We start from the raw sequence: 24,679 nt of genomic DNA, 5'->3' as shown, positions 1-24,679 counted from the left end.
AACCTATTGCTGCTCCATTGCGTTTTCCCACTCGGTCAGAAAGGCACGCCTGTTTAACGGGTCGAGATATACCATTAAGGCAGGCCCCAGACTGATCGGACCAAATCCCGAGCTTTCCAGCTCTCCCGAGAGACTTAGCGAGGGCAAAGGCCATGCGCCCGGCAACGCGCGCAGGCCCGCAGCGGAAAGCAGGTCGATCATGGCGCCTGCCGCTTCTGTCTCTTGTGCCGTGGCGGGCACCAGAACGGTGCGTAGCATAACATTGGTGAAATCCTGCATCTGCAATATTTGCATCCGCCCGTCTTCAACCGCCGCCAGACGATCAGTCGCATAGCTGCCAAGCACATTGTAGGCCAGCGCGAGACGGCCGGTGCCGACATCGTCAATCATGTGCGCCGAGCAACAATAAAGCTGCGGTCCAAGTCGGCCCATGACTTCGTTCAGGCGCCAATATGCATCCGTGGAGCGGTCTTCCTGCGTTGCAAAAAGATACCCCAGACCACTTTCGCGCACATCGTAGGTGCCAATCGCACCTGCGAAATGTGCAGGGTTGTCGCGCAACAGGGCAATCAGATCCTGCCGGGTGGCGGGCAGATCAAGGCCCGCAAAACGGTCTGTGTTGATGACCATAACCGCCGGTTCGACCGTAAAGGCAAAAATCAGGTCACGCCAACGCGCCCAATCCGGCAGGTCTTGGGTAATATCCGACCGGTAAGGAAGCGTGTAGCCGTCATTGGCGAGCTGGAATTGCAGATCCATTGCTGAGGAAATCGCCAGGTCGAATTGCGCGCCGCCACGGATCGCCCGGTGCAGTTCACTTGACGATACGACAGTGTAATCCACCGAAATCTCTGGGCGGTTTCTCTGAAAGCCCAGAACGTAAGGCGCGAAAAGAGCAAGATCTGTGGTCGACAACACCCGCAGGACGCGTTCGCCAGTGCCGGGAAAAAGCCGGTGATCTTCGATTTCAAGCGCGGACGCCGCGCTGGCAGCCCAAACGATCAGGCAGAAGGCAAGACCAAGGAAACGCATGCGCCGCCCCTTTCGCTATTGGTTGATGTCGCAAGCTCAAGCCGCCCGCCATGGGCTGCCAGGACTTCGGCGACGATGGTCAACCCCAGTCCTGACCCGACGATGCCACCGGTATTGATGCCGCGCCGGAATCGTTCCGTCAGATTTTGAAACGGTTCTTCACCCAGCCCTGGCCCTTGGTCGCAGACATCAACACGCACCTCGGACGAGTCGCGTGTGATCTGAAGGGTCACGGTGGTATCTTCGGGTGAATATTTGATGGCATTGTCCAAAACGTTCCGGATCGCGCTTTCCAGCAGGATCGCATCCCCTGCGATTGGTGCGGGGGTGGCCACCAGGTTCATGCGGATGTCGCGCATGGACGCCGTGGGTTCCATCGCCGCGACAGTGCTTGCCACCAGTTCGGACAGATCCAGGCTGTCACGGGTCAGGTTCTCCGAGCGATAGGCGACGGTGGCGTGGTCCAGCAACTGCCCCGCCGAACGAGAGCTTTCATCCACAGCGCGGATGATCCGTCGCAGGCGTTGCTTTTCTGTATCCTCCTGCACCGTGCGCAGCGCAATTTCCGCTTGCGCGCGTACAGTCGCAAGCGGCGTTCGAATGCGGTGGGCGGCTTCGGCGATAAAATCCTCGGACCGGCGGATCGAATTGCGCAAGCGGTCCATCAGCCGGTTCAGCGCAGACAGCAGCGGCGCCAGTTCTGTTGGTGCGGGTCGTTGCAGCGGGCGCAGATCGGATGGACCACGCCGCGACACCGCTGCCGCGATTTCATTCAGAGGTCGCAGTGACGTGGTCGCCACGAACGCCGAAAGCGCCACCGCCACCGCGAAAAAGGCAACCGACAGGATTGCCGCCAATCGTGAAAGGTCTGCCGCCACTGCGCCGACGCCATCACGGGTCTGGCCAACTGTGACCGTGACCAGCACCGGCCCGTCACCGGAAAGAACCTGACGGCTGGATGTCGCCATCCGGATTGATGCCCCGCGAAAGGTAGCGCTGTCAAAAATCACCTGTCCCAGCCTTGCCGTGGTTGGCGGCGGCATATCTTCGTAGCCCGTCAGGATCGCGTCTCCTGCTGCCACCCGATAGAAGACGCGGTCTTCGCTGATCGCGCCCAACATGGCAAAAGCGGAATACGGCAGTTCCAGCCGCAGTTGGCCCTGTTCGCTGCGCAGGGTTTCGGCAATCGTTGTGGCCGAGGCCGCCAGCACGTTATCTTGTGTGCGTTGCGTCGCTTCGCGTGCAAGCCATGTCACCATGGCCCAGCTGAGAACCGACAAAAGGGCGGCCACTGCCGCCAGCAGCAGTGTCAGGCGTCTGCCAATGGACCGGCTTTCAATCATTCCCGCCGGTCTCTATGCGGTAGCCATGACCACGCACGGTTTCAATGCGCAGACCAATGTCGGCAGTTCTGCGACGCAGGCGGCCCACATATACCTCGATCGCGTTTTCGGTAACCGTCGTGTCGTATGTAAACAAGCGATCCATAAGGTGCGATTTCGACAGGATCTGGCCGGGGTGGCGGGCAAAAACTTCTAACAGGCGGATTTCGCGGCTGCGCAATTCCAGAATTTCGTCGCCGCGCCGCAAGGTGCCCCTGAGCAGATCAAAAGACAATGGACCAAGCGTAATCTCGTTGCGCGCCATCCCGCCCCGCCTGCGCAGAACCGCGCGGCAGCGTGCTTCGAGTTCGGAAAAATCGAAGGGTTTGGTAATGTAGTCGTCAGCCCCCTGATCCAGCGCGCCCACGCGGTCGGACACCTGGCTGCGGGCGGTCAGCACGATCACCGGAGTTTCAAGGTGCGCACGACTGCGGGCAAGAAACGCGCGTCCGTCCCCGTCAGGCAGCATTACATCCAGCAAGATCAGGTCATAACTGGCAGCGGCAAGACAGTCTTCGGCATCTGCCAGCGTCGGCGCATGGTCAATGGCGTGGCCGTCCAGTGCCAGCCGCTTTAGGACGGCCTCGGCAAGTTCGGTGTTGTCTTCGACCAAGAGATAACGCACCTGATCCTCCCTGTGTTCCCACACAATGACTGGCCCTTTTGCGGTGTCAGGGTTCTGTCAGCTTTGCATGTTAGCTTTACCTATGGGCGGCGGAGGTCCGCCTGTCAAATGGGAGGAACACCAATGAACACCTATGGGTGGACACGCCGTGCATTGATTGCAGCGGCAACAGCAAGCTTTGCGATGACTGGAATGGCCAAGGCCGACGGGCACCAGATGATGGAATCCATACATTTTCTGATCCCCGGCGGCGCCGGTGGTGGCTGGGACGGCACGGCGCGCGGCACCGGTGAGGCGCTGATGAATTCGGGGCTCGTGGGCAATGCGACCTATGAAAACCTCTCTGGTGGCGGCGGCGGTGTGGCCATCGCAAGCCTGATTGAAAACGCGGCCAGCAGCGAAGGCACGCTGATGGTGAACTCCACGCCAATCGTGATCCGCGCCCTGACCGGCGAAATTTCACAAAGCTTCCGCGACCTGACACTGGTTGCAGGCACTGTGGGCGACTATGCAGCGTTGGTGGTTCTGGCCGACAGCCCGATCAAATCAATGGACGATGCACTGGCCATTTACCGCAAAGACCCCGACGCGCTGACCATCGGAGGCGGGTCGGTTCCCGGTGGTATGGACCACCTTGTGGCCGCGATCATCATGCAAGGTGCGGGTGAAGACCCGACCGCCTTCAACTATGTCGGCTATGACGCTGGCGGTGAAGCAATGGCAGGCCTTCTGTCGGGCGAGATCAAAGCGCTGTCCACAGGCTTTTCCGAAGCCATCGCGCTGGCTGAACAGGGTGAAATCCGCATCCTGGGCGTCACCGCACCCGAACGTGTGCCCGCCTATGATACTGCGCCCAGCTTTGTCGAACAGGGGATTGACGCGCAATTCGTGAACTGGCGCGGGTTCTTCGCAGCCCCCGGCCTGCCCGAAGAAAAGCTGACCGCCTATCAGGATACGCTTGCCGCGATGATGGAAACCCCAGAATGGGAAGTGATCCGCGCGCGCATGGGATTGGTCAACATCTTCCGTCCGGGTGACGATTTTGCCGCTTTTCTCGAAGCTCAGGAAAAGCAGCTTGGCGATTTGATGCGTGAACTTGGGTTCATGTAAGCAACTGTTTCGCCACAGTTGGTAACAGGACATGGCGGATGCCTTGCGCCGTTCAGGGCATCCGCAGACAGCAAAACAGAACATAAACAGGAGGGGCCGTCGATGACGCTGGATCGCTGGATCGCGCTAGCCTTTATCATGCTATGCTGCATTTATGGCTATGCCGCATTTTTCACAATGGACGACCAATTGCCGCCAATCTTGCGGCGCAATCCGGTCTGGCCTTCGACTTTTCCAAAAATCTTGACAGTGCTGGGGCTGATTGCCGGTTTTGTCATCCTGTTCGGCACCAGGCGCGCCGCGGGTGACGCCAAGAAAGACGCCAAGAAAGACGGGGCAATCGATCTGACCCGTCTCGGTAACTACCATGTGGGGCAGGCTTTGGCGTTGATCGCCTTGATGGTTGCCTATGCCATTGCGCTGCGGCCCTTTGGATTTGTCGGGTCGACCATCTGCTTTTTGCTGATCGGGTCGCTGGTCCTTGGCGAACGGCGTTTTCACATCATGATCCCTGTGGCCGCGATTGCCGCCGTTTCGATCTGGTATCTGGTGCAAGAGGTGTTGGGGATTTTTCTGCGCCCCTGGCCTGCGATGTTCATGTAAAGGAACTGGGAAATGATTGAAGGTATTCTGATTGGCCTGACCACGGCCGTTACCCCGTTCAACCTGATGATGGTCGTTGCGGGTTGCCTGATCGGTACGCTGATCGGCATGTTGCCCGGGCTTGGACCGATGTCGATCATCGCGATCATGATCCCCGTGGCCATTGGCATCGGCGATCCGACATCGGCGCTGATCCTGTTGTCAGGGGTGTATTACGGAGCGATCTTTGGGGGGTCTACCTCGTCGATCTTGCTGAACGCGCCGGGGGTCGCAGGAACAGTTGCAACCGCTTTTGACGGCTATCCCCTTGCGCGCAAGGGACAGGCAGGCAAGGCATTGACCATTGCCGCTATTGCCAGCTTCGCAGGTGGCACGATCGGGGCGATCCTGTTGATGATCTTCGCACCCGCTTTGTCCACAGTGGCGCTGCTGTTCCACTCGGCCGAATATTTCGCGCTTATGGTGGTGGGCCTGTCTGCCATCGCGGCCTTTGCCGGCACAGGTCAGGTGGCCAAAGCGCTGATGATGACGATCCTTGGTCTGATGCTGGGCACAGTGGGAGAGGGAGCACTTTCGAATACACCACGCTTCACCTTTGGCATGATGGAACTGCAATCGGGGTTTTCTTTCATCACGCTGGCCATGGCCATGTTTGCCCTGCCCGAGGCGCTGTTTCTTGTTATGAACCCCAACCGCGCAGCCACGGATGACGGGGGCAAGATCAGCGGGTTGCGCATTTCACGCGCCGAGGCCCGCAGCATCGCGCCTGTCATCGGGCGGCAATCCGTTCAGGGCTTTTTTATCGGAGTCCTCCCCGGAGCCGGGGCGACGATCGCATCGTTTCTGGGCTACGCGGTGGAACGCAACATCGCCAAGGGGGCTGAACAGGAAGAGTTCGGAAAAGGGTCTTTGAAAGGAATTGCCGCGCCTGAAAGCGCCAACAATGCCGCCTGCACGGGATCTTTCGTGCCACTTTTGACATTGGGCATTCCCGGGTCAGGGACCACCGCAATCCTGCTGGGTGCGCTGTTGGCGCTGAACGTCACGCCGGGACCACGGTTGATGGTGGATGAACCGGGTGTATTCTGGGCCGTGATCATTTCAATGTACCTTGGCAATCTGGTGTTGCTGGTTCTGAACCTGCCGCTGATTCCCTATATTGCAAAGATCCTGACAATCCCGCGTACATTCTTAATCCCGTTCATCCTGTTTTTCACACTGATGGGCAGTTATCTGGGCCAGAACAATTCTACCGAGTTGTTTATCCTTGTGGGTTTTGGCGTGATCGCAACGTTCCTGAGGTTCGCCGACTACCCGCTCGCGCCGTTGCTGATCGGATTTATCCTTGGCGTGATGCTGGAAAACAACTTTGCCCGCGCCATGCAACTGTATCGCGGCTTTGATTTCGTGTTGGAACGTCCGATGACCTTGGGCCTTCTGGTGCTCGCGGCGCTTCTGGTGGTTCTGCCAAGCTTCCGCTCTTATCGTGCACGAAAGCGGGCCGAGGGCGTTGCAGATGGCGACTGATGGCGACTGATGGCGGGGCAAAAGCGCAAAGGTTTTCAAGGTGGAAGCGGTTGGACAGGGTCCGATCCGGCCCGCAACCTTCGCGCGCGCCCCGGCCTGCCGGCAAGCGGCTTGGGGATCAGCTCTGATGCACAAAACGCAGCAGAGAAATCCCTGACGCTGACTTTCAGGAATCCCTGCGGGTTGGTGGGGGGTAGACACATTAGGGTCAGGACCCATTAACCCTGCACCGTCATTTCGACAGATTTTTCCGCTGACAAGCAGCATCTGCGCAGAAATAGTGGTTCTATTTCAAACAGATGCGCCGCAGGCACCGGGAAAATCCGTCGAACCCGTCACGCCGAAGGCGTGCCAGCATAACACGGCGCTCCTTCGGAGCGACGGGCGGCGATTTCACTTCATTTCAGTGTCTTGGGCCGCTTGCAAATAGAACCACTATTGGCTGCACGACCCAAACCACTGAAATTTCGTGAAATTGCCGCTGACGGCGCAGGATTAATGGGTCCTGACCCTAACGCGCCCGGTCTGCGAGATTGGGTGCCGACAGGACATCAAGCGATGTTTGCCGCGGAGTTCCACGCCTCGAAAGCGTCGAGCCGATAGCAGCGTTTGGCAAGAGCGGACATCCAACTGGATCTGTCGCTGGCTCAGGTGGGCCAGCGAACTATGGACGCCGCGATCAAAAACTTGGGTTCACCACGCAGGATCAGGATCTACCGTTCGACGTATGTTCACAATATCGTCGCGCAAGACCACCGCAACATCAACGACGGATCAGACCGGTAACGGGGTTCAAGGCGTTAGCGACGGCAGCGGCAACATGAGACGGAATTGAAACGGCGCATTCGACGGGGAAAGGTCAAATGGGCGAAGGATGCCCGTTCAAGATCTTCGCAAGTTTGGCGACCTGAACAGGGCCGTCTTTGGTCACTTCTCAGCTGCACACAATGTATGCAGCAGAACCATCGAGGGCGCATGCAGATCCGTTCAGATCATAGACCCTCGGAAAACCGTATTTCCCGCAAGCGATCTTGCACGACAGGCGGCCGATGACAGCAGCACCCGGCCTTGATCCAGACGCGCCCGAACCCGTCGCTGCGATTGCATGTTACCGCAGGGGCCTCTTTGCCTCCAAGTGAAGAGGGCATGGAATCAAATGGCCGTGTTTTTGCCGTAATATTCGACGCGGGCACTGTTCCGGTGAAGGAATCACTCACTAGCTGAAAAATTTGTTAAGAATTCAATTTTTACGAGAGATTTTTGGGATATTATCAATTAATTTCAACGTTGTAGAGCGCTTCTCTGTCATCAACAAAGGACTCTCTTCATTAGAAAAATTTGAGTATCAAGGAAAATATGCTGCTCAGGGAAATATATACTTTCTTGGTGAAAGACTGCATGCTAAATACCCTATTTATATAAGAAAAATTCAAATTTTTCGTGTCACGTCTTGATCCGGCCCGCTCAAATTCTCTTGAGAAATGAGAGCGGTTTCCGTAGCGTAAGATCTGTCCGGCATGTTTTGGCCGCAATTCATATTTTTAATGAGTTCCTGCGTCTCGGCGTCTCACACAAGATGGGTCGCCTCACCAAGGTATTATTTTGCCCAGGGATAAACGGACGCAGTGTTGCAAAGTTGAAGCAAACTTTTGGGGGGACCGCGAAATGGCATTTCCATTCGCAATGAACGAACGCCGCGAAAAACGGTCAGGCACTGCTTGGCAAAAGGCATTCTCCTGGTTCAACACCGACAAACGCACCGACTTTCGACAACCCACCAAAATGCGAGGCGGGGGGTCCCTTCCCGGTCTCAAGATGGAAGCGCTGGAACCGCGCTTCCTTTTGTCTGCCGATCCCGCACCTTTCCTGGTGAATATGGACGCACCGGACGGGAATGATTTTTCCCTGCGTTATGACGCGCTGACGCGGTCGATTTCGGTTTATGACCAGGAAACCAGTTCGCTTATCACCCAAAAGCTTGTGGCCGAGATTTCGTACGTGCGCGTGCGCGGCACCGATTTTGACGACAACCTGACGCTTGATTTCAGCGACGGCTTTGTCTCGCCGGTCGAGATTTCCTTCGAGGGCGGGCTTGGCAAGGATTCCGTGACCATCACCGGTGCGGGCATGTCGCATGTGAACCTGCGGGTCAACGGGGCGGACAGCGGCACGCTGGAGGTCGGTGACGGCACCGACGCGGTGACAATCAACCTGTCTGGCACCGAAGCTGTGAACGACGAGGCCGCGGCCTTGAACAAGTTGTATTCGGACGCCACCGGACACGGGCAGAACCTGCGCCTGTCCAGCAGTGGTGCGACCAACAGCGGTATTGGTGCGATCACGTCAGATACGATGATCGACTATACTTTTATCACCCCGCAAGACCTGCTGACAGTCGAGGCCGGCGACGGTGATGACGTCATTGCCATCGACAGCATTCCGCTGGATCTGGCGGGCAATGTCCTGCTGAGCGGCGGGGCGGGCAGCGATGCCGTGACCGGCCCACCCAGCGATACAACCTGGAACATCACCGGGGCCAATTCCGGTGAGGTTGCCGGAGTGTCCTTCGTTCAGGTCGAGAACCTTTTGGGTCAGGCCGACAACGAGGACACTTTTGTTGTTTCTGAGACAGGGTCATTGTCCGGTATCATGGACGGCGGGGCAGGGGGCTTTGACAGTCTCGTGCTGAATGGCGGCTCTTTCGAGCGCGTCGACTACGTTGCCTTTGATCTGCATTCGGGCACCATCACCCGCGATGGCAGCACCCTGAACTACGCAGGTCTTGAACCGATCAACGACAATATGGACGTTGCCGACCGGGTCATCGACCTGTCGGCCTTCTCGGATACCGCCGAGATTACCCAGGACGGCAGCGGCCTGCACATCACGCCTGTTGCGCCCATCGACAGTGATCTGCTGGATGCGGTCTTTCAGGCAGCCGGGAACAATCTGACCTTTGAAACCATCAACATCGGGACATTGCCGTCGAATTCGTTGACCATCAATCTGGGGGCAAGCCACGACCTGCCGCTGGATTTTGACAGTCCGATTCCGTTTCTGTCGCGTGATGAGGTGTCGATCCTTGGCACCGTAAACCTTGGAACACTGGATCTGACCATCGAGGGTCAGGACAACAAGGACGTCGTCAAAATCGCGGGCGACCTGACCGTGGGCAACCTGACCGTCAACGCCGAGGTCATCGAGGTGACCGGCAGCATCACCGCCTCGGGTGCTGTGACGCTGAATGCGCTGGCTGAGGACGACGGTGTGATTGTCGACGGCGATTCTCCGTCGTTCCTGCAAGGCATCGGGCTGGAAGGCTTCTTTGTCGCTGCGACCACGGCCACGATTGACGTGTCCGGTTCGATCACTTCGGGCGGTGCCCTGACAATGACAGCGGAAGGTGCGGTGAACATCACCACGGCCCCCGGCGATCTGGCGGGCGCGGGTGTTCTGGACCTGACCGGTGTGGGCGTCGTGCCTGATGTCGGCATTACACTGACGGGTGCAACCCTGAACGCAACCAGTGTGAGTGCGACCTCCACGGCGGATATTGATATTGCTGTGACCGACAACGCCGGGGCCAGTGACACGTCAACGACGTCGGCAGATGCGGCTGTTTCGGTTGTAGTGATCTATGGTGACAGCGCGGTTTCGGTGGACGGTACATCGTCGATCAGCGCCAGCGCCGGCGCGGTGACTTTGGGTGCAGTGTCGGAACTGAACGTTGTCACCAAAGCCGACGGGTCGACCGATGCGGGCGCAAAGGGGGCGACGCTGGCGGTGTCGACCATCGGCATTAACACAGCGACCAATATTGACAGTGGCGCAACGATTTCGGCCACGGGCGGCGATGTCACGGTGACATCGACTCTGACATCGGATGTTGCGATCGACGCGATTTCGACCGCCGAAGGCTCGGATTCAGCTGGTGGCGGCACCGGCAGCACCAACCAGTCGGAACAACGTCTTGCCGATCCCAACAGCGACGGTAACACCTCGGATCAGGCGGCAGCACAGGGTGGCAGCGTTTCCTTTGCGGGCGCGGTTGTTGTGTCGGATTACCGTCCCACCACATCTGTCGATGTGAGCGGTAACATCACCACCGACCAGGCGCTGACCATCACCGCCATGAGCACCGACAAAGTCGCGGCCAAGGCCGATGGCACCACCACCGGAAGCGGCGCAACCGGCGTTGCGATTGCCGTGGTTCTGGGGATTGTGGACCCGACCGTAAGCGCTGTGATTTCAGGTGGCAGCTTCGACACTGGAACCGGTATTACGATGCTGGCACAGATGGATTCCGACGAGACGTTCTCGATCGAGGCCGTGTCGGGCATTGGCGACGGCAGCAAGACCAGCATTGCCGGATCGCTGGCGATTCATGTGGTTCTGGGGTCGGTCGAGGCCCGCGTTGGCGGCACGGTTGATCTGAATGGTTCGGACCTGAGTGTAAGCGCGCTGGCCGATACCGCTGCCGTGACCAAGGCGTTGCCGGGCGAGGACGGAGTCAGCGGTGAAAGCACCGGTATCGGTGCATCCGTGGCCCTGGCGATCATCGACTGGCAGGTTCTGGGCGCGGTTGATGACAACGCGACATTTGCCAACACCGGCGCGCTGAGCTTGAGCGCGACCCATAACCAAACCGTCGAGACCACCGCGAAAAGCGGGGCATCCGGTGCGACTGCTGTCGTGCCTGTGGCCGCGTCTTCGATTCTGCTGAGCGACACCTCCGTCGAGATTGGCGCGCTTGGCGGGGCTGTAAGCTTTGCCGGTGATATCGGCCTTACGGCAACCCACAACGCAGCGGCGCTGACCGTGGCCGAAGGGGCTTCGGAAGGGTCCAATACGGCTGTGGGGATTTCCTTTGGTCTGACGGTGGACGAGCAGACCACATTCGTTCGGGTGCTGCGTGATCTGGCCTCGACCGGCGGGGCCATTGCGCTGAGCGCCAACAGCCTGATCCGTTCGCGCACCGATGCCAAGGCGTCAGCCGCAGGCGCGGGGGAAGACGACGGGTCAAGCCCGGACGGGGTCAACGAGACCAACAGCGAACAGGCGAATTTCGCGGATCGCCAGACCGAAAACCGCACCGGCCAGGCGGCCAACTCGCGCAGCACCGAGACACCCGATGCATCGGGCTCGGGTGGTGGTTCCATGTCGGTGGCTGCGGCCATCGCGCTGACCATCCAGAATGTTTCAACCACCACCACACCGGCAGATGGCGTTTCGATCAGCGCCGACCAGGGGCTGACCCTTGCCGCGCTGTCCAACGTCGATGCGCTTGCCGATGCCGATGGCACTGCGGCCAAGGGCACCAGTGCCACCGTTGGCGCGGCGGCGTCGCTGACCTATTCCAATGTCTCGACCACCGCCACATCGGGGGCGGGCACCATGCTGAGCGGTGACGGGATCACGCTGAACGCCGGTGTGAAAGAACGCGACGTGCCGGTGACGGTGTCTTCGGGCGCGACGGTGGACACCACCGAAAACACCATCTTCCTAAGCGGTCATTCCCTCGAAACCGGGGATGAGGTTGTTTATGACAACGGCGGCGGCACCAGCATTAACGGGCTGACCGATGACGACGGCACCACCAAATATTACGTCGTGAAAGGCGAGAATGGTCGCATCAAGCTTGCGACAGACCAAAACGATCTTGAGAACACGTTGGTTGACCTGCAGTCGCAGGGCGCGGGCGATGAGCACACGCTGACCAAGACCGGCGAAGATGCGATCACCTTTGACCCGGACAAGGATGTCTTCGCACTTGCGAGCGATGACATGTCAACCCTGCGGACCGGCGATGCCGTTACCTATTCGCACGACGGCGGGGACACCGATATTGGCGGATTGACCGACGGTACGACCTATTTCGTGGTTATCGACGATGAAGGTTTGAAGCTGGCCGAGAGCCGCGACAAGGCGTTCAAAGGCGATGCGATCGACCTGACCAGTGTTGGCACGGGCACCACGCACAAGCTGACCGAAACCGAGAGCCGCGCGGCTGCCGATGCAACTTCGGGGGCTTCGGGTGGCAATCTGGGGATTGCCGGATCGCTTGCGATCAACGTTGCCGAAGTGAACACCCTGGCCGCCCATACGGCAGGGTCGACCGCCGTGCTGCGTGACAGCACCGGCGGCGACGGAATCGTTGGTGCGCTGACCATTACGGCCACGGCCGATACGATGGCGGGCGCAGATGCGGATGCCCAGCAGACCGGCGGCAAGACCACTGGTATCGGGTTCTCATTCGGTCTGAACATTACCGACCACAATACCGATGCCACCTATCAGACGGGTGCAATCCTCGACACCACGACTGGCACGCCCGAAGACCTGACACTGGCCGCGACCGGCGATTACGGGATGCGCACCGATGTGGATGGCGGTGCGGGATCGGAAACTGCAACGGCAGTCGCCCCGGTGGTGGGCATTTCGGTCGCGATGAACGACACCCATGCGACCGTTGAAAGCGGTGTTGCGCTGACCCTTGGCGGTACCTTGTCAGCGATGGCGACCCATGTGGCCGACACGGTGACCGTGGCAAAAGGTGCCGCGGAAACAGGCGGTTCCTCGGGGGCTGCGGTTGGTATTTCCTTCGGTCTGACAGTGGCCGAAGACAGTGTGATGACGCAATTGCTGCGCGATGCGACAACGGGCGGCAGTGTGACGCTGGTGGCACAGGGCGCGGCAGCCAGCCGCACCGAAGCGGATGCGGGGGCCAAGGGCACCTCGGGCAACAGCAGCGGCAGCGAAAGTGGTGGCAATCAAGGCAGTGTCGACGACACCACCCAACAGCAGACCACGCAGGCCGGCAGCCAGGCGGCAAGCCGTACCCAGTCGGGGTCTACGCCTGGGTCAGCCAGCCAGGGCCAGTCGCAGGGCAGCACGTCGACCTCGCAGGGGTCGATGACCGTCGCCGCGGCAATCAGCCTGAACATTGCCGATCTTGAGGTCACGTCAACCATTGAAAATGGCGCGCAAGTCGACGCCGAGGGGGCTGTTGAAGTCACCGCACGGGGCAATTTTGACGCGGCGGCCAAAGCCAGCGGCGAAGCCGCCACAGGCGGAACCGCCATCGGTGCCGCCGTTGCGCTGAACGTTGCCTTTGGTGACATCACTGCGACCGTCGGAGACGCCGGGGTCGAGGCCAACGGTCTGACCGTTCAAGCGCTGATGTTTGAACGCGACGGCGACAGCACCCACACCTTCAGTGCCACGTCGATCTCGGGTGCCAGCGGCAGCAGCTCGCTGGGTATCGCGGGTTCCTTTGCGCTGAACCTGCCGTTTATCAACACCACAGCCGACATTTCTTCTGATGCGGCTGTGACCATCACCGGCGGCGGCAATGTTGTGGTGAAAGCGGAATCCACAACTGACGCAACGGCCAAAGCCGAAGCGGCGCAGGCAAAAGGTGGCACCGGCACAGGTGTCGGCGCATCGGTTGCTATTCATGTTACCGACATGGTGACACGGGCCGAACTTGCGGGCGATGCCGCGCTGAACGGGGCCAACGATCTTACCGTGGAAGCCAAAGGCACCCACGCGATGGCCACCGAGACGCTGGGCGGCGCGGATGGCGGTACAGCTGTGACGCCGGTACTGACGATCACCGTGGCGCAGAACCGTGTCGAAGCGAACATGCCCGTAGGTGGTATGCTGGACATTGATGGTGCGCTGACGCTGAACGCCGAGCTTGACGGAACCACCACATCGGTTGCCAAAGGGGCAACAACCGGTACAAGCACCGCCTTTGGTGCATCACTGGCGTTGACCGTGACTTTTGACCGAGTGCTTGCAACACTCGCACGCAGCGTCACTGCGGGCGGGGCCATATTGGTCGCGGCCACAGGTCGCACCACCAGCCGCGCTGATGCGCAGGCTTCTTCCGTCGGGGGCAAGCCGCCCTCGCAGGGCGGTGGCACAGGCAACAATTCGGCCCAGACCCAGACCGATTCATCGGTGGGCGAGGCCAACAGTCGGACCACCCAGCCGAACAACACCGCGACCAGCCCCGGCCAGAACGGCAGCAACCAGATGCGCACCGATCAGGGAGCACTGACCGTTGCCGCCGCGATCGGCATTAACATTGCCGATACTGAAGTGAGCGCGCAGATTCTGGGTGACCCTGTCACACCGATCACCGTTGTTGCGGGGGGCAGCGTCACCGTGCGCGGTGCGGCCAATGCCGACGCGGGTGCCGATGCCAATGGCAATGCGGCCTCGAAAAACAAGACAACCGATGATTCCATCGGTGCCGCTGTTGCGGTGAACGTGGCTCATGTCGACAACATTGGACTGGTCGACAACGTGGCCCTCAGCGGCAACGGAATCTCGGTCGAGGCGCTCATGGTCGCGCGCGAGAATGAATTCGAGGTGTCCGAATTGCCAACGGTCGATACTGATGGCGATACAATCCATGTGGGCACGCCCGAGATGGCCTTTACCACGGGTGAGATGGTCAAATACAAAAACGGTGGTGGCACTGATATCGAGGGTCTGACCCACGACACAGATTACTACGTTATTACCGGCGACAATGGCCGTATTCAGCTGGCCGCCAGCGAATCTGATGCAACTGCCGGCAAGGCGATCACGCTTGGAAGCCAGGGCGCGGGGGATGCGCATGTGCTGGAGCGGACCGGCGCGGACAATATTACCTTTGATCCCGACGCCACCCGCTTCGAGATCGAGCTGGACAATCCGGGCGGTCTTCAGACCGGCGAAGGGATGGTCTTTGACGCTGAAACCACGGCGCCGACGGGGCTGACCGACGGCGAGACCTATTTTGTCATCGTGGACGAAGCCGGCCGTCTGAAGCTGGCCGAAACCCGCGAGGATGCGCTGGCCGGAGAGGCCATCGAGCTGACCGACGCAGGCACTGGCAAGCTGACTCTGACCGAGAAAGCGCACAGCACAGGGGCCACCGCGAATTCCGGTGCCACGGGTGGTGATGTGGGCGTGGCCGGTTCTGCCGGGCTGAACTTCTCGTTCGGGAATGCGACCGCCAGCTATGGCGCGAATGCGGTTCTGACCGGCACCGGAAGCGGTGACAGCGCGGTCAAGGCCGAGAGCGGAAGCTATAGTCTGGCCCGTGCACTGCCCAACAGCGATGTGACCAGCAAGAGCACTGGTGTTGGCCTGTCCTTTGCCATCAACGTGGCCGATCACAACGCTACGGCAACCGTTGATCCGGGCGCGCAGGTTATCAACTTTACGGGTCTCGAGGTTGCGGCCACTGGCACCCACGCCGAGGTAAGCCGCGCCAAGGCCGGCGTTAAATCCAGCGACAATGACTCGGGCACGGCGGTCAGCGGCGCATTGGCGCTGACGGTTTCCCTGCACAACACAGACGCCACGATTCCGGCCAGCGACAACGTGCTGGATCTGGACGGCAACCTGATCGTCAAGGCGATCCACACGCTTGACGTGGATGCGCGCGCGGATGCGGACACCAAGGGTGGCAACACCGGCGTGGGGATCGCGCTGGCCCTGACATGGGCCGAGGATGACACCAGCGCGGTACTGATGCGCGATGTGTCCACCGCGCCGGACGCCGAGGCAGATGATGTTACGGTTTCGGCAGAAAGCACCATTTCGGCCCTGACCGTGTCCTATGGCAGTTCGCAAGGCGCGAAATCGCAGCAACAGGGCGGCCAGTCGGCTGACCAGCAGTCAGGTGGCGCGACAACACGGGCGTCGGGCGCGTCGGGATCGACCCTGGCAAACCCGCAGCCGGGTTCGCAGGTTCAAAGCGGCAATACCACGGCCAACAACCAGACCTCGAACCCCGGCGGGCAGGGCGGCACCGGCCAACAGGCCAGCCAGCAGACCTCGGGCGCGACAGTAAACGTGGCGGCGGCACTGGCCGGAACGATTGTTGTCAGCGATGTCACCGCGACGGTGGGGGATATTTCCATCGACGCCTCGGGCGATATGTCGGTCAAGGCGCTGAACGATGTCGATGCGTCGACCCTTGCCACCGGACTGGCGCTGAACACGGACAATGGCGACACTGGCGTGGGTGCGGCCGTCGCAGTGAACGTCGCGGTGCTGAGCGCGCAGGCGACCATCGGCATGGCAACCATCACCACCGGATCGCTGAGCGTGGAAGCGGGCACCTCGGACGGGGAAAGCAACGAAATCCAGGCGATTGCGCTGGCGGGTGCGGGCGTCAAGCAGAAGACCAACCAGCAGCAGAACCAGGGCGGCGGCGGCACCAACTCGAACGGCGGGCTGGCCATCGCGGGGGCCGCGGGCGTCAACGTTTACAGCAGCGACACCGATGCAACCATTGCAGACGGGGCCTCGGTCACTGCGGAAACCGGCAATGTGGATATGGCGGGCCGTCAAAGCCTGAGCTTGCAGAACATCGCAGGCGGCGGGGCGCTGTTGCTGAGCAACAGCAATGGCGGCGGTGGATCGGGGTCGGGCAGTGACGGCGGCACCAGTGTCGGCGCGGCTGTTGCGGTCAACATCCTGCCCGAGGATTCGTTCTCGACCAACGTGGCGATTGGCGACAATGCCACGGTTGTGGCGCAAGGCAGCGTGACGCTGCTGGCAGACGCCGAAATTCTGCCGATGGAGATCATCATTCCCGACGTCCTGCCCGAGGCTCTGGGCATCGGCGAGATTGAAACCGGCCTTTATGTGACGGGTCTGGCCATAGGTGCGTCGATTGCATCGGGTGGCGGCGACCAGCAGGGTCAGGGCTCGGATGCGGGCGCAGGTTCGGCTGTGATCAACGTCTTTTTCACCGACACCAATGCGTCGATTGGCGCAGGGTCGACGGTGACGGCGACAACCGGCGACGTGTCGGTGCGCGCGCTTTCTGCGGCGCAAGTCACGGATTCTGCCGGCTCGCTCGGCTTCTCGACCAGCGGTGCCGGGGTGGGCATCGGTCTGGACGTTACAGTACATATCGCCAATACCACCGCGATCATCGAAGGCGGCGCGATTGGCACGCCGACCACGATCCAGACCGGTGGCAATGTGGTTGTCGAAGCCGAAGGCAGCGAGGACTTCTTCCAGCTTGCAGTGAACGTGGGCGCGGGCGACAGCACGTCGGGTGCGGGCGGGTTGACGGTTCTGGTCAACATCACTGAAACGCAGGCGCGGGTGAACAGCCCGCTTGATGCGGGCACAGACGGGGCGATGTCAATCACCGCCACGGGCAGTGTCGCGGTCGAAGCCCTGTCGAAAACAACCATCGACAGCTATGTCGGCAGCGGCGGCGGCAGCCTGAGCGGTTCGGCGGTTGGTATTTCGGTGAACGTGGTGGTCGATCTGGACGACACGCTGGCGATTGTCGGCGACGACACCAAGATCATCGCGCGCGGTCAGGGCACCGCGGTCGAGATTTCCAACGGTGTCTTTGACGGCAACGGCGATCCAGAGGTGGACTCTGTCCGCGGTCTGGCGGTCACGGCCACCAGCTTTGACGAGATTTACCAGCTGGCCATTGCGGCGTCGGCCTCGCTTGGGTCGGACAATAGCGGCAGCAATCAGGGTGGCGGTGGCAGCAGCCAGTCCGGTGGCGGCGACAGCACGACCATCGGGATCGCAGGGGCGGTCACCGTGGCGGTTCTGGACGGCGAGACAAAAGCCGTGCTGGGCGACGATGTGGACGTGAACGCCGATGCGGCGGCCAATGATGCGCAGGCCCATGCGTTGCAGGGGATCTTTGTGCGCGGTGTGGATGAAACCATTGTCGGTCAGGACACCGGCGGCGGCACCTTTGCGCTGAACGGCGATGTGGGGCTGACCGGGTCGGTTGCGGTGATCGATTCAGATCAAAAGGTCTGGGGCCGTGCGCTTGGCAACAACACGTTGCGTTCGCTGGGCGGCGGTGTCGAGCTGAAGGCCGTCACAAAGACCGATATTGACGTTCTGGTCATCGGGATCGCGGGCACCGTCAGCACAGGCAGCTCGCAAGGCGGCAACGGTTCGAGCAGCATTCTGTTTGCGGGGGCCGGTGCGGTCACTGTCAACCTTGTCGAAAATGAAGCGTTGGCCGAGGTCGGCGCGAACGGTACGATTGCCACATCCGGTGCCCTGGTGATGAACGCCGAGGACAATTCGTCGATCGTCTCGGATTCGGGTGGCGTTGCCTTTGCCGTTTCGGCGGGCAACACTCAGGGCGAGACGGCCGGTTCCATCGGTGCCTCGGTCGCTGCGAACATCATCACGCAGAACATCCGCGCCACGGTAACCGACAGCCCGATCAGTGCCGCAAGCATTGATATGGATGCGTCAAACAACGCGGAAATCGACACGCTGACCATTGCGGGCGCGGGGTCGTTCTCGAACAGTTCGACCGCCTTTGGCGGCGCCGGTGCCGGGTCGGGCAACTTTATCAACGCAACAACTCTGGCCAGCATTTCCAACAGTGCGGGCATTGGCAATGTGAACGCCACAGGCGGGGCAGTTTCGGTCAATGCGCTGGACAACAGCCGTGTCAATGCCGATGCGGGTTCCGGCGCGGTGGCAATTTCGACCGCAAGCAGCGGCAGCAACGCAGGCGCCATTGCCATTGGCGCTGCGATGGCGGTGAACCATATCACCAAGACGACAACCGCACGGATCAACCGCGGCGATGTCCATTCGGCGGCTCTGACGGTCGAAGCCCTGTCGACTTCGGATATCGACGCGCTGACATTTGGTGTTTCGGGATCGCTGTCCAGCGGCAGCGGCACGCTGGCCCTGTCGGCAGCCGGTTCGGGTTCGGGCAACGAGATCAATTCGGACGTAACCGCCGAAGTGACCAAGAGCTTGGTGACCGCCACCGGCCTCGTAAGGGTGAATGCGTCGGAAGCGTCGACCATCGACGCGCTGACCGGCTCGATTGCCGTGTCCCTGAATGTCGGCAATGGCAGCGGGTCCAAGGTTGGGGTCGGTCTGGGCATCGCGGTGACGATCAACAAGGTCAACGCTTCGGCCATCGCGCGTGTCGATGACACCACGATTTCCGCCGCAGGGCAGAATGTTGAAATTACAGCGACAAATTCAGCCTCTATCAATTCGACAGCCTTTGGCGTGGCCCTGACGGTGACGTCATCGCAAAGCGGTGCCGCGGTGGGTGTCAGCGCGAATGTGGCGGTGTCCAACAACGATATCAACCTGACCACACAGGCCCTGCTGACCGACAGCGACACGGTCGTGGATCAGGACGAAATTCTGGACGCCGCCGATCTGATCCTGAGCGCCACTGACAGTGGCGACATCACCGCCAATGCGGTGTCGGCAGCCCTGTCGGTGTCGATGTCCAGCGGGTCGACCTCGGTCTCTGGCGGTCTGACGGTTGCGGCATCGGACAACACGATCACCTCCACAACCGAAGCGTTGGTGGACAGTGTCGATGCCGCGCTGTCGGGCATGGTGGACATGGATGCGGCATCGACCAAGTCGATCACGGCGATTGTGGTTGCGGCATCGGTTGCTGTCAGCGTGTCGGGTGGCAGCTCGGCCTCGGTGGCGCTGACGGGTGCGGGGACGCGTTCGTATAACGAAACCAACAACTCGGTCCTGGCGGTCATCCGCAATGCCGAGATCACGGCAACAGATGACGTGACGCTGGATGCGGTCGACAGCACCGAGATTTCGGCCACCCTCGTGGCGGTTGCGGCATCGGTTTCGGTCGGTGGTGGCAGCGGTGCGAGCGCCAGCCTGACGGTTGCGGCGAGCGATGCCAACAACGAAGTCACCAACACCACCCGCGCGGTGATCGAAGGTGCTTCGGACGTCGAGTCAACAGATGGCAACATGCACCTGGCGGCGTCTTCGGACGGGTCGATTTCGGTGGATGCGATTGCAGCGTCGATTGGTGTTACGGTTGGCGGTGGCAGTGTCTCGCTGAGCGGTGCCGGAGCGGGGGCCAATGCGGTCAACGCGATTTCAAACACCATAGAAGCGGGTGTTATCGAAGAATCAGAGGCCACGGTTGATGGCGATCTGGAGATATTTGCGTCTGATGCGGCGACGATTTCGGCCACGGTCATCACGGCGGCCATCGCGGCCGGACTGGGCGGATCGGGTGCGGCGTCGATCACGCTGAGTGCGGCGGTTTCGCTGGCCTCGAACACCATCGAAAATATGGTTTCGGCCCACGTTGTAAATTCGACAATTGATGTCGACGGCTCGGTGGACATCCAGGCGGAGTCTGCCAAGACCATCGAAGCACTGCAACTGGCGGTTTCGGTGTCGGTCGATGTCTCGTCCGGCTCGCTTTCGCTGGCGGGGGCCTTTGGCGTTGCGGTCACCGAGAACGTGATCGGCGGATCGACCACGGCGGGCATCTTTGGCGCGCCGCTGGCGGATGTCGAAGGCAACCTGACCATCGGTGCGCTAAGCGACAGCAGCATCCAGGCGACGCTGGTTGCCGTCACAGCGGCGGTTTCCGTCGGCAGCGGCGCGGTGTCGCTGGCGATGACGGCTTCGGTCTCGCTGGCAACGAATACCATCACCAGCGCGGTTCTGGCGGGCATCGGCAATTCGACCAATGTGGATGTCGAGGGTGCGGTTTCAGTTGCGGCGACCAACAGCAATGAAATCGACGCGGTTTCGGTCGGGGTTGCGATCTCGATCAGCGCGGCATCAAGCGGTGTGGCCGTGGCGGCGGCGCTGGCGCTGGCGAAAGCCGAGAACACGATCTCCGGCTCGACCGATGCAACCATTGTCAACAGCACGGTAACTGCGGGCGATGCGGTGGCGCTAACATTGATGGATATCTCGCAGATCTATGCAGATACCATTGCGGCATCGGTCGCCATTTCGCTGTCGAGCGGCAGTGTCGCGGGCAGTCTTGCAGTTGCGGTGTCGCTGACCGAGAACACCATCACCGGATCGGGCCGTGCGGCCATCGACACCGCGAATGTGACCTCGGAAGGCGGCAGCGTCACTTTGGATGCAACCTCGGGCAAATCCATCGAGGCGGTGGGCGTTGCGGCAGCCATCAGTGTTGCGGCAAGCGGCACGCTGGGTCTTGCAGGCGCGGGTTCGGGCGCCGAAGCGCGCAACACGATCACCAATGATTTCGCGGCAGAAATCGTCAATTCGGATCTTGTGCGCGCAGACAGCTTTGTGCGGGCGAAAGTTTCGGATGCTTCGACCATCTCGGCGACGATTGTGTCGGTTTCGGCGGCGATTGCCGTTGGCGGCAGCGCGTCGATTGCGGGCGCAGTGGCGGTTACGCTGACCGAGAACACCATCAGCGGTGCCATGGCGGCGCGAATCTCGGATTCTTATGTCGATGCGCAGGGCGGTGGTGTGACCGTTGAGGCAACGGCAGACAATACGATTGATTCCAGCGCTGTCGCGGTCGGCCTGTCGGTCGCGGCGTCGGGCGGTTTCGGGGCTGCAGGCGCCGGTGCGGGCACCAGCGCGGTCAACACGCTGACCAACAGCGTCGAGGCCAGCATTGCAGCGGACAGCGATGTTGATGCGACCGGCGCAGTGCTGGTCTCGGCCAGAGACAGCTCGCAGATCACCGCAGACACGTCGGCGGCCTCGGCAGGGATCAGCGGCGGGTCGACGGCGGCGGTTTCGGTTGCCATCGCGGTGCCGATTGCGACCAACTCGATTTCCAGCACAACGCTGGCCACGATTGACGACAGCGACGTTGACGGCAGCACCGTCTATGTCAAATCCCTGCGCAACGGGGCCATCAATGCCATCGGTGCGGCGGTGTCGGTGTCGATTTCGGGCTCGGGCTATTTCAGCCTTGCAGCTGCTGGTGCAGGCGCCGTGGCTACAAACGTTATCGGCGGCGGGGCCGAGGCCTCGGTGCGCAGCAGCAACGTGACCGCGACGGGCGGTGGTATCACCGTGGACGCGGATGACACCAACAGCATTGACTCCACACTGGTTGCGGCGGCGGTGTCGATTGCCGCCAGTGCCGGCGCGTCGATCAGCCTGTCGATTTCGGTGACACTGGCGACCAACACGCTGACCGGCATAACGCTGGCCACAATCGTCGATTCCGATGTGGACGCGGCGGGCCTGCTGAAAGTCGATGCGCGTAACATGAACACCATTGACTCGCTGGCAATTGCGGCCTCGGTTTCGGTGGCGGCGGGCTATGTCGGTGTGGCGGGTGCGGGTGCCGGTGCGGTGTCGAAAAACACCATGTCGAACACGGTCGAAGCGTCGATCATCAATTCGACCGATGTGGATGCCGATACCGGCGTGGACATTGATGCGCTGGATGAATCCGTCATCTCTTCCACAACAGCCGCTGCCGCGCTGAGCGTTGGCGCAGGGGCGGGTGCCGGGGCAATCTCGGTTGCGGTCACGCTGGTCGAAGTTGAATATGACACTGCGGTTCAGGCGCTGATCGAAGGATCGGATGTCGAAACCACAGCGGGCAATGTTGACGTAAAGGCGCTGGCTTCGGGCAGCATCGACGTTGAAGGATACGGCATCGGTGTTGCAATTGCGGGCGGTGCGGTTGCGGTTTCTGGCGCAGGCACCGGTGTTGTCACCTCGGTCAGTGCAAACAGTCTGGTCGAAGCGGCGATCCGCGCCGGATCAAATGTCCGCGCGCTGAACGGTGGTGTGCTGATCGACGCGCAGGACGAAACAGAGATTGATGTTGATGCGCTTGGCGTCACGCTGGCCGTGTCCGGCGGCTCGGTCGGCTTTGCGATTTCGGCAACGGTCATTGTGGCCGAAACCGAAATCGACGGCACCGTGCGCGCGCAGATTGACGACAGCAACGTTCAGGCGTCGGGTGGCAACGTCGAGGTGTCGGCCAAATCGATAACCAGCTCTGATCTGGAAGCGACGGGCATTGCCGTGTCCTTCTCGGGCGGCACGGTTGCGGGGGCCGTGGCCGTTGCTGCAGGTGTTGTACACAACCAGATCGGCCAGAATGTCGAGGCACTGATCGACGGTGCAGACCAGGAAGACGGCCAGTCCGTGACTGCATCGGGTGCGATACTGGTGACAGCGGAAGACGCGGTCATGATGACCTCGATCTCGCGCGCGATTTCGGTCTCGATCTCGATCGGGACAGCGGCACTTGCGGTTTCAGTCTCGGCGGCCGTGTCGACCAATACGCTGAATGGCACGACCATCGCGCGGGCCAAGGATTCGCGCGTGGATGCGAATGGTGGCGAGATTCGGGTCAAGGCAATTTCCAACAGCAACCTGGACACGCAACCGATCGCCATCGCGATTTCGGCGGCGGTTTCCTTTGTGTCGATGGCAGCATCCGGGGCAGGGGCTTCGGGTATCAATACCGTGACACGTCTGGTGTCAGCTACGGTGGAAGAGGATGCCATTCTGACGGCGTCGTCCGCTGTGACTGTCGAAGCCCATGACAGCCTGACTGCGAATGCCGAAGTGGGTTCGGTCGCGGTAACGGCGGGTCTGGTCGGTTTGGCAATCAGCGTTGCCATCGGCAAGAACCTGATTGCAACACAGGTGGTTGCGGCCATTGACGACAGCCAGGTAACCGCCGAGGCGGGCAATGTCGAAGTGATTGCGGATGCGCTGCACGCCAACGGTGATATTGAAACAGTGGTGCGCACCATTTCGGTCGCGGCTGCGATCGGCGGGGCCGGAGCGGGTGGCGAAGCGGTTTCGGTTCTGGAAACCGATGTGACCGCGCGGGTGCGCAGTTCGGCGCTGACCGCGCAGGGCGTGGGATCACTGGTCAAGGTTGATGCAGACAGCACCGATTTCGCCACTGCCGACATCTTCGGCCTTGGCGCGACGCCGGGCATTGCGGTGACCGCCCTTGTGGGCACCGGCATTGTCGAGGGGTCGACACGCGCCTTGATCGACGGCAACAGCTCGATCAACGCCAACGGCACGCTTGACGTGGCCGCCGACAGCACCGCGCAGGCGCTTCCCGATGGCGCGGCAATTGCCGTGGGTGGCATCGCGGGTGCCATCACGATCATGGATGCCCAAGTAAACCGAGTGACCGAAGCCTATATCGGCAGTCAGGTCACACCGGGCCTGACGGTTGATACACGTCTGGACCGGATCACGCTGCCTGTGCAGGACATCCCCTTCGCCAGCGGCGAGCTTGTCACCTACTCCTCGGGCGGCGGTCAGGTGATCGACGGGCTGGTCAATGGTGCGCAATATTACATCATCGCCGGTCAGAACGGTCGGGTTCAGCTTGCAGAGGCTTCGGGCGGCGACGAGGATTTCCTGGCACGCAAGGTGGTTGACCTAACGAACACCGGCACCGGCGCCAACCACAGCTTTACCCGTGCAGCAACGGCGGGTGTCGTCGGCACTGACACCGACAATGACCAGATTTCGGTCGCAACCGGCGGCGTGCCGTTCCAGACCGGCGAAAAGGTTGTCTACAATTCGACCGGCGCCGCCATTGGCGGGTTGACGAAAGGGGCGACCTATCTGGTTCAGGCGATGGATGACGGCACGA

Annotated in this window: 7 protein-coding genes (1 of these 7 cut by a window edge); 4 read left to right on the top strand and 3 right to left on the bottom strand. The window is 60.9% G+C overall.

All coding sequences use genetic code 11. The features are described from left to right. Positions 1 to 3 precede the first annotated feature (3 nt). The 3 genes from DSM107133_RS19290 to DSM107133_RS19280 are packed head-to-tail and all read right to left on the bottom strand — an operon-like array spanning position 4 to position 3,039. Positions 4 to 1,032, bottom strand: coding sequence for an extracellular solute-binding protein (locus DSM107133_RS19290; protein WP_114295161.1), 1,029 nt, complete (start codon positions 1,030 to 1,032; stop codon positions 4 to 6). After that, positions 1,002 to 2,375, bottom strand: a complete 1,374-nt coding sequence (locus DSM107133_RS19285) for a sensor histidine kinase (RefSeq protein ID WP_114295160.1) — start codon at positions 2,373 to 2,375, stop codon at positions 1,002 to 1,004. Before DSM107133_RS19285 ends, DSM107133_RS19290 begins: the two co-directional genes overlap by 31 nt. Next, positions 2,368 to 3,039: a response regulator transcription factor gene (locus DSM107133_RS19280; RefSeq protein ID WP_114295244.1), complete on the bottom strand. Its 672-nt coding sequence runs from the start codon at positions 3,037 to 3,039 to the stop codon at positions 2,368 to 2,370. Before DSM107133_RS19280 ends, DSM107133_RS19285 begins: the two co-directional genes overlap by 8 nt. 123 nt (positions 3,040 to 3,162) lie before the next feature. On the opposite strand from DSM107133_RS19280, the gene DSM107133_RS19275 reads away from it, so the two are divergent. The 4 genes from DSM107133_RS19275 to DSM107133_RS19260 all read left to right on the top strand — a co-directional run. Further along, the gene (locus DSM107133_RS19275; RefSeq protein WP_114295159.1) at positions 3,163 to 4,149 is read left to right on the top strand and encodes a tripartite tricarboxylate transporter substrate-binding protein; all 987 of its coding nucleotides are present in this window, start codon (positions 3,163 to 3,165) and stop codon (positions 4,147 to 4,149) included. A 102-nt stretch (positions 4,150 to 4,251) separates the two neighbouring features. Beyond that, positions 4,252 to 4,752, top strand: a complete 501-nt coding sequence (locus DSM107133_RS19270) for a tripartite tricarboxylate transporter TctB family protein (protein ID WP_114295158.1) — start codon at positions 4,252 to 4,254, stop codon at positions 4,750 to 4,752. 12 nt (positions 4,753 to 4,764) lie between these two features. After that, complete coding sequence (locus DSM107133_RS19265; protein ID WP_114295157.1) at positions 4,765 to 6,279, top strand: tripartite tricarboxylate transporter permease; 1,515 nt, start codon at positions 4,765 to 4,767, stop codon at positions 6,277 to 6,279. A 1,665-nt stretch (positions 6,280 to 7,944) separates the two neighbouring features. After that, positions 7,945 to 24,679: the beginning of an LEPR-XLL domain-containing protein gene (locus tag DSM107133_RS19260; RefSeq protein ID WP_114295156.1), read on the top strand. It continues 22,022 nt past the right edge of the window; only the first 16,735 of its 38,757 coding nucleotides appear in the window; its start codon is at positions 7,945 to 7,947; the stop codon falls past the right edge of the window.

The organism is Pseudosulfitobacter sp. DSM 107133 (assembly GCF_022788695.1).
Lineage (GTDB): Bacteria > Pseudomonadota > Alphaproteobacteria > Rhodobacterales > Rhodobacteraceae > Pseudosulfitobacter.
The sequence above is the reverse complement of the archived record's forward strand: the minus strand, read 5'-3'. Positions and strand labels throughout refer to the sequence as shown.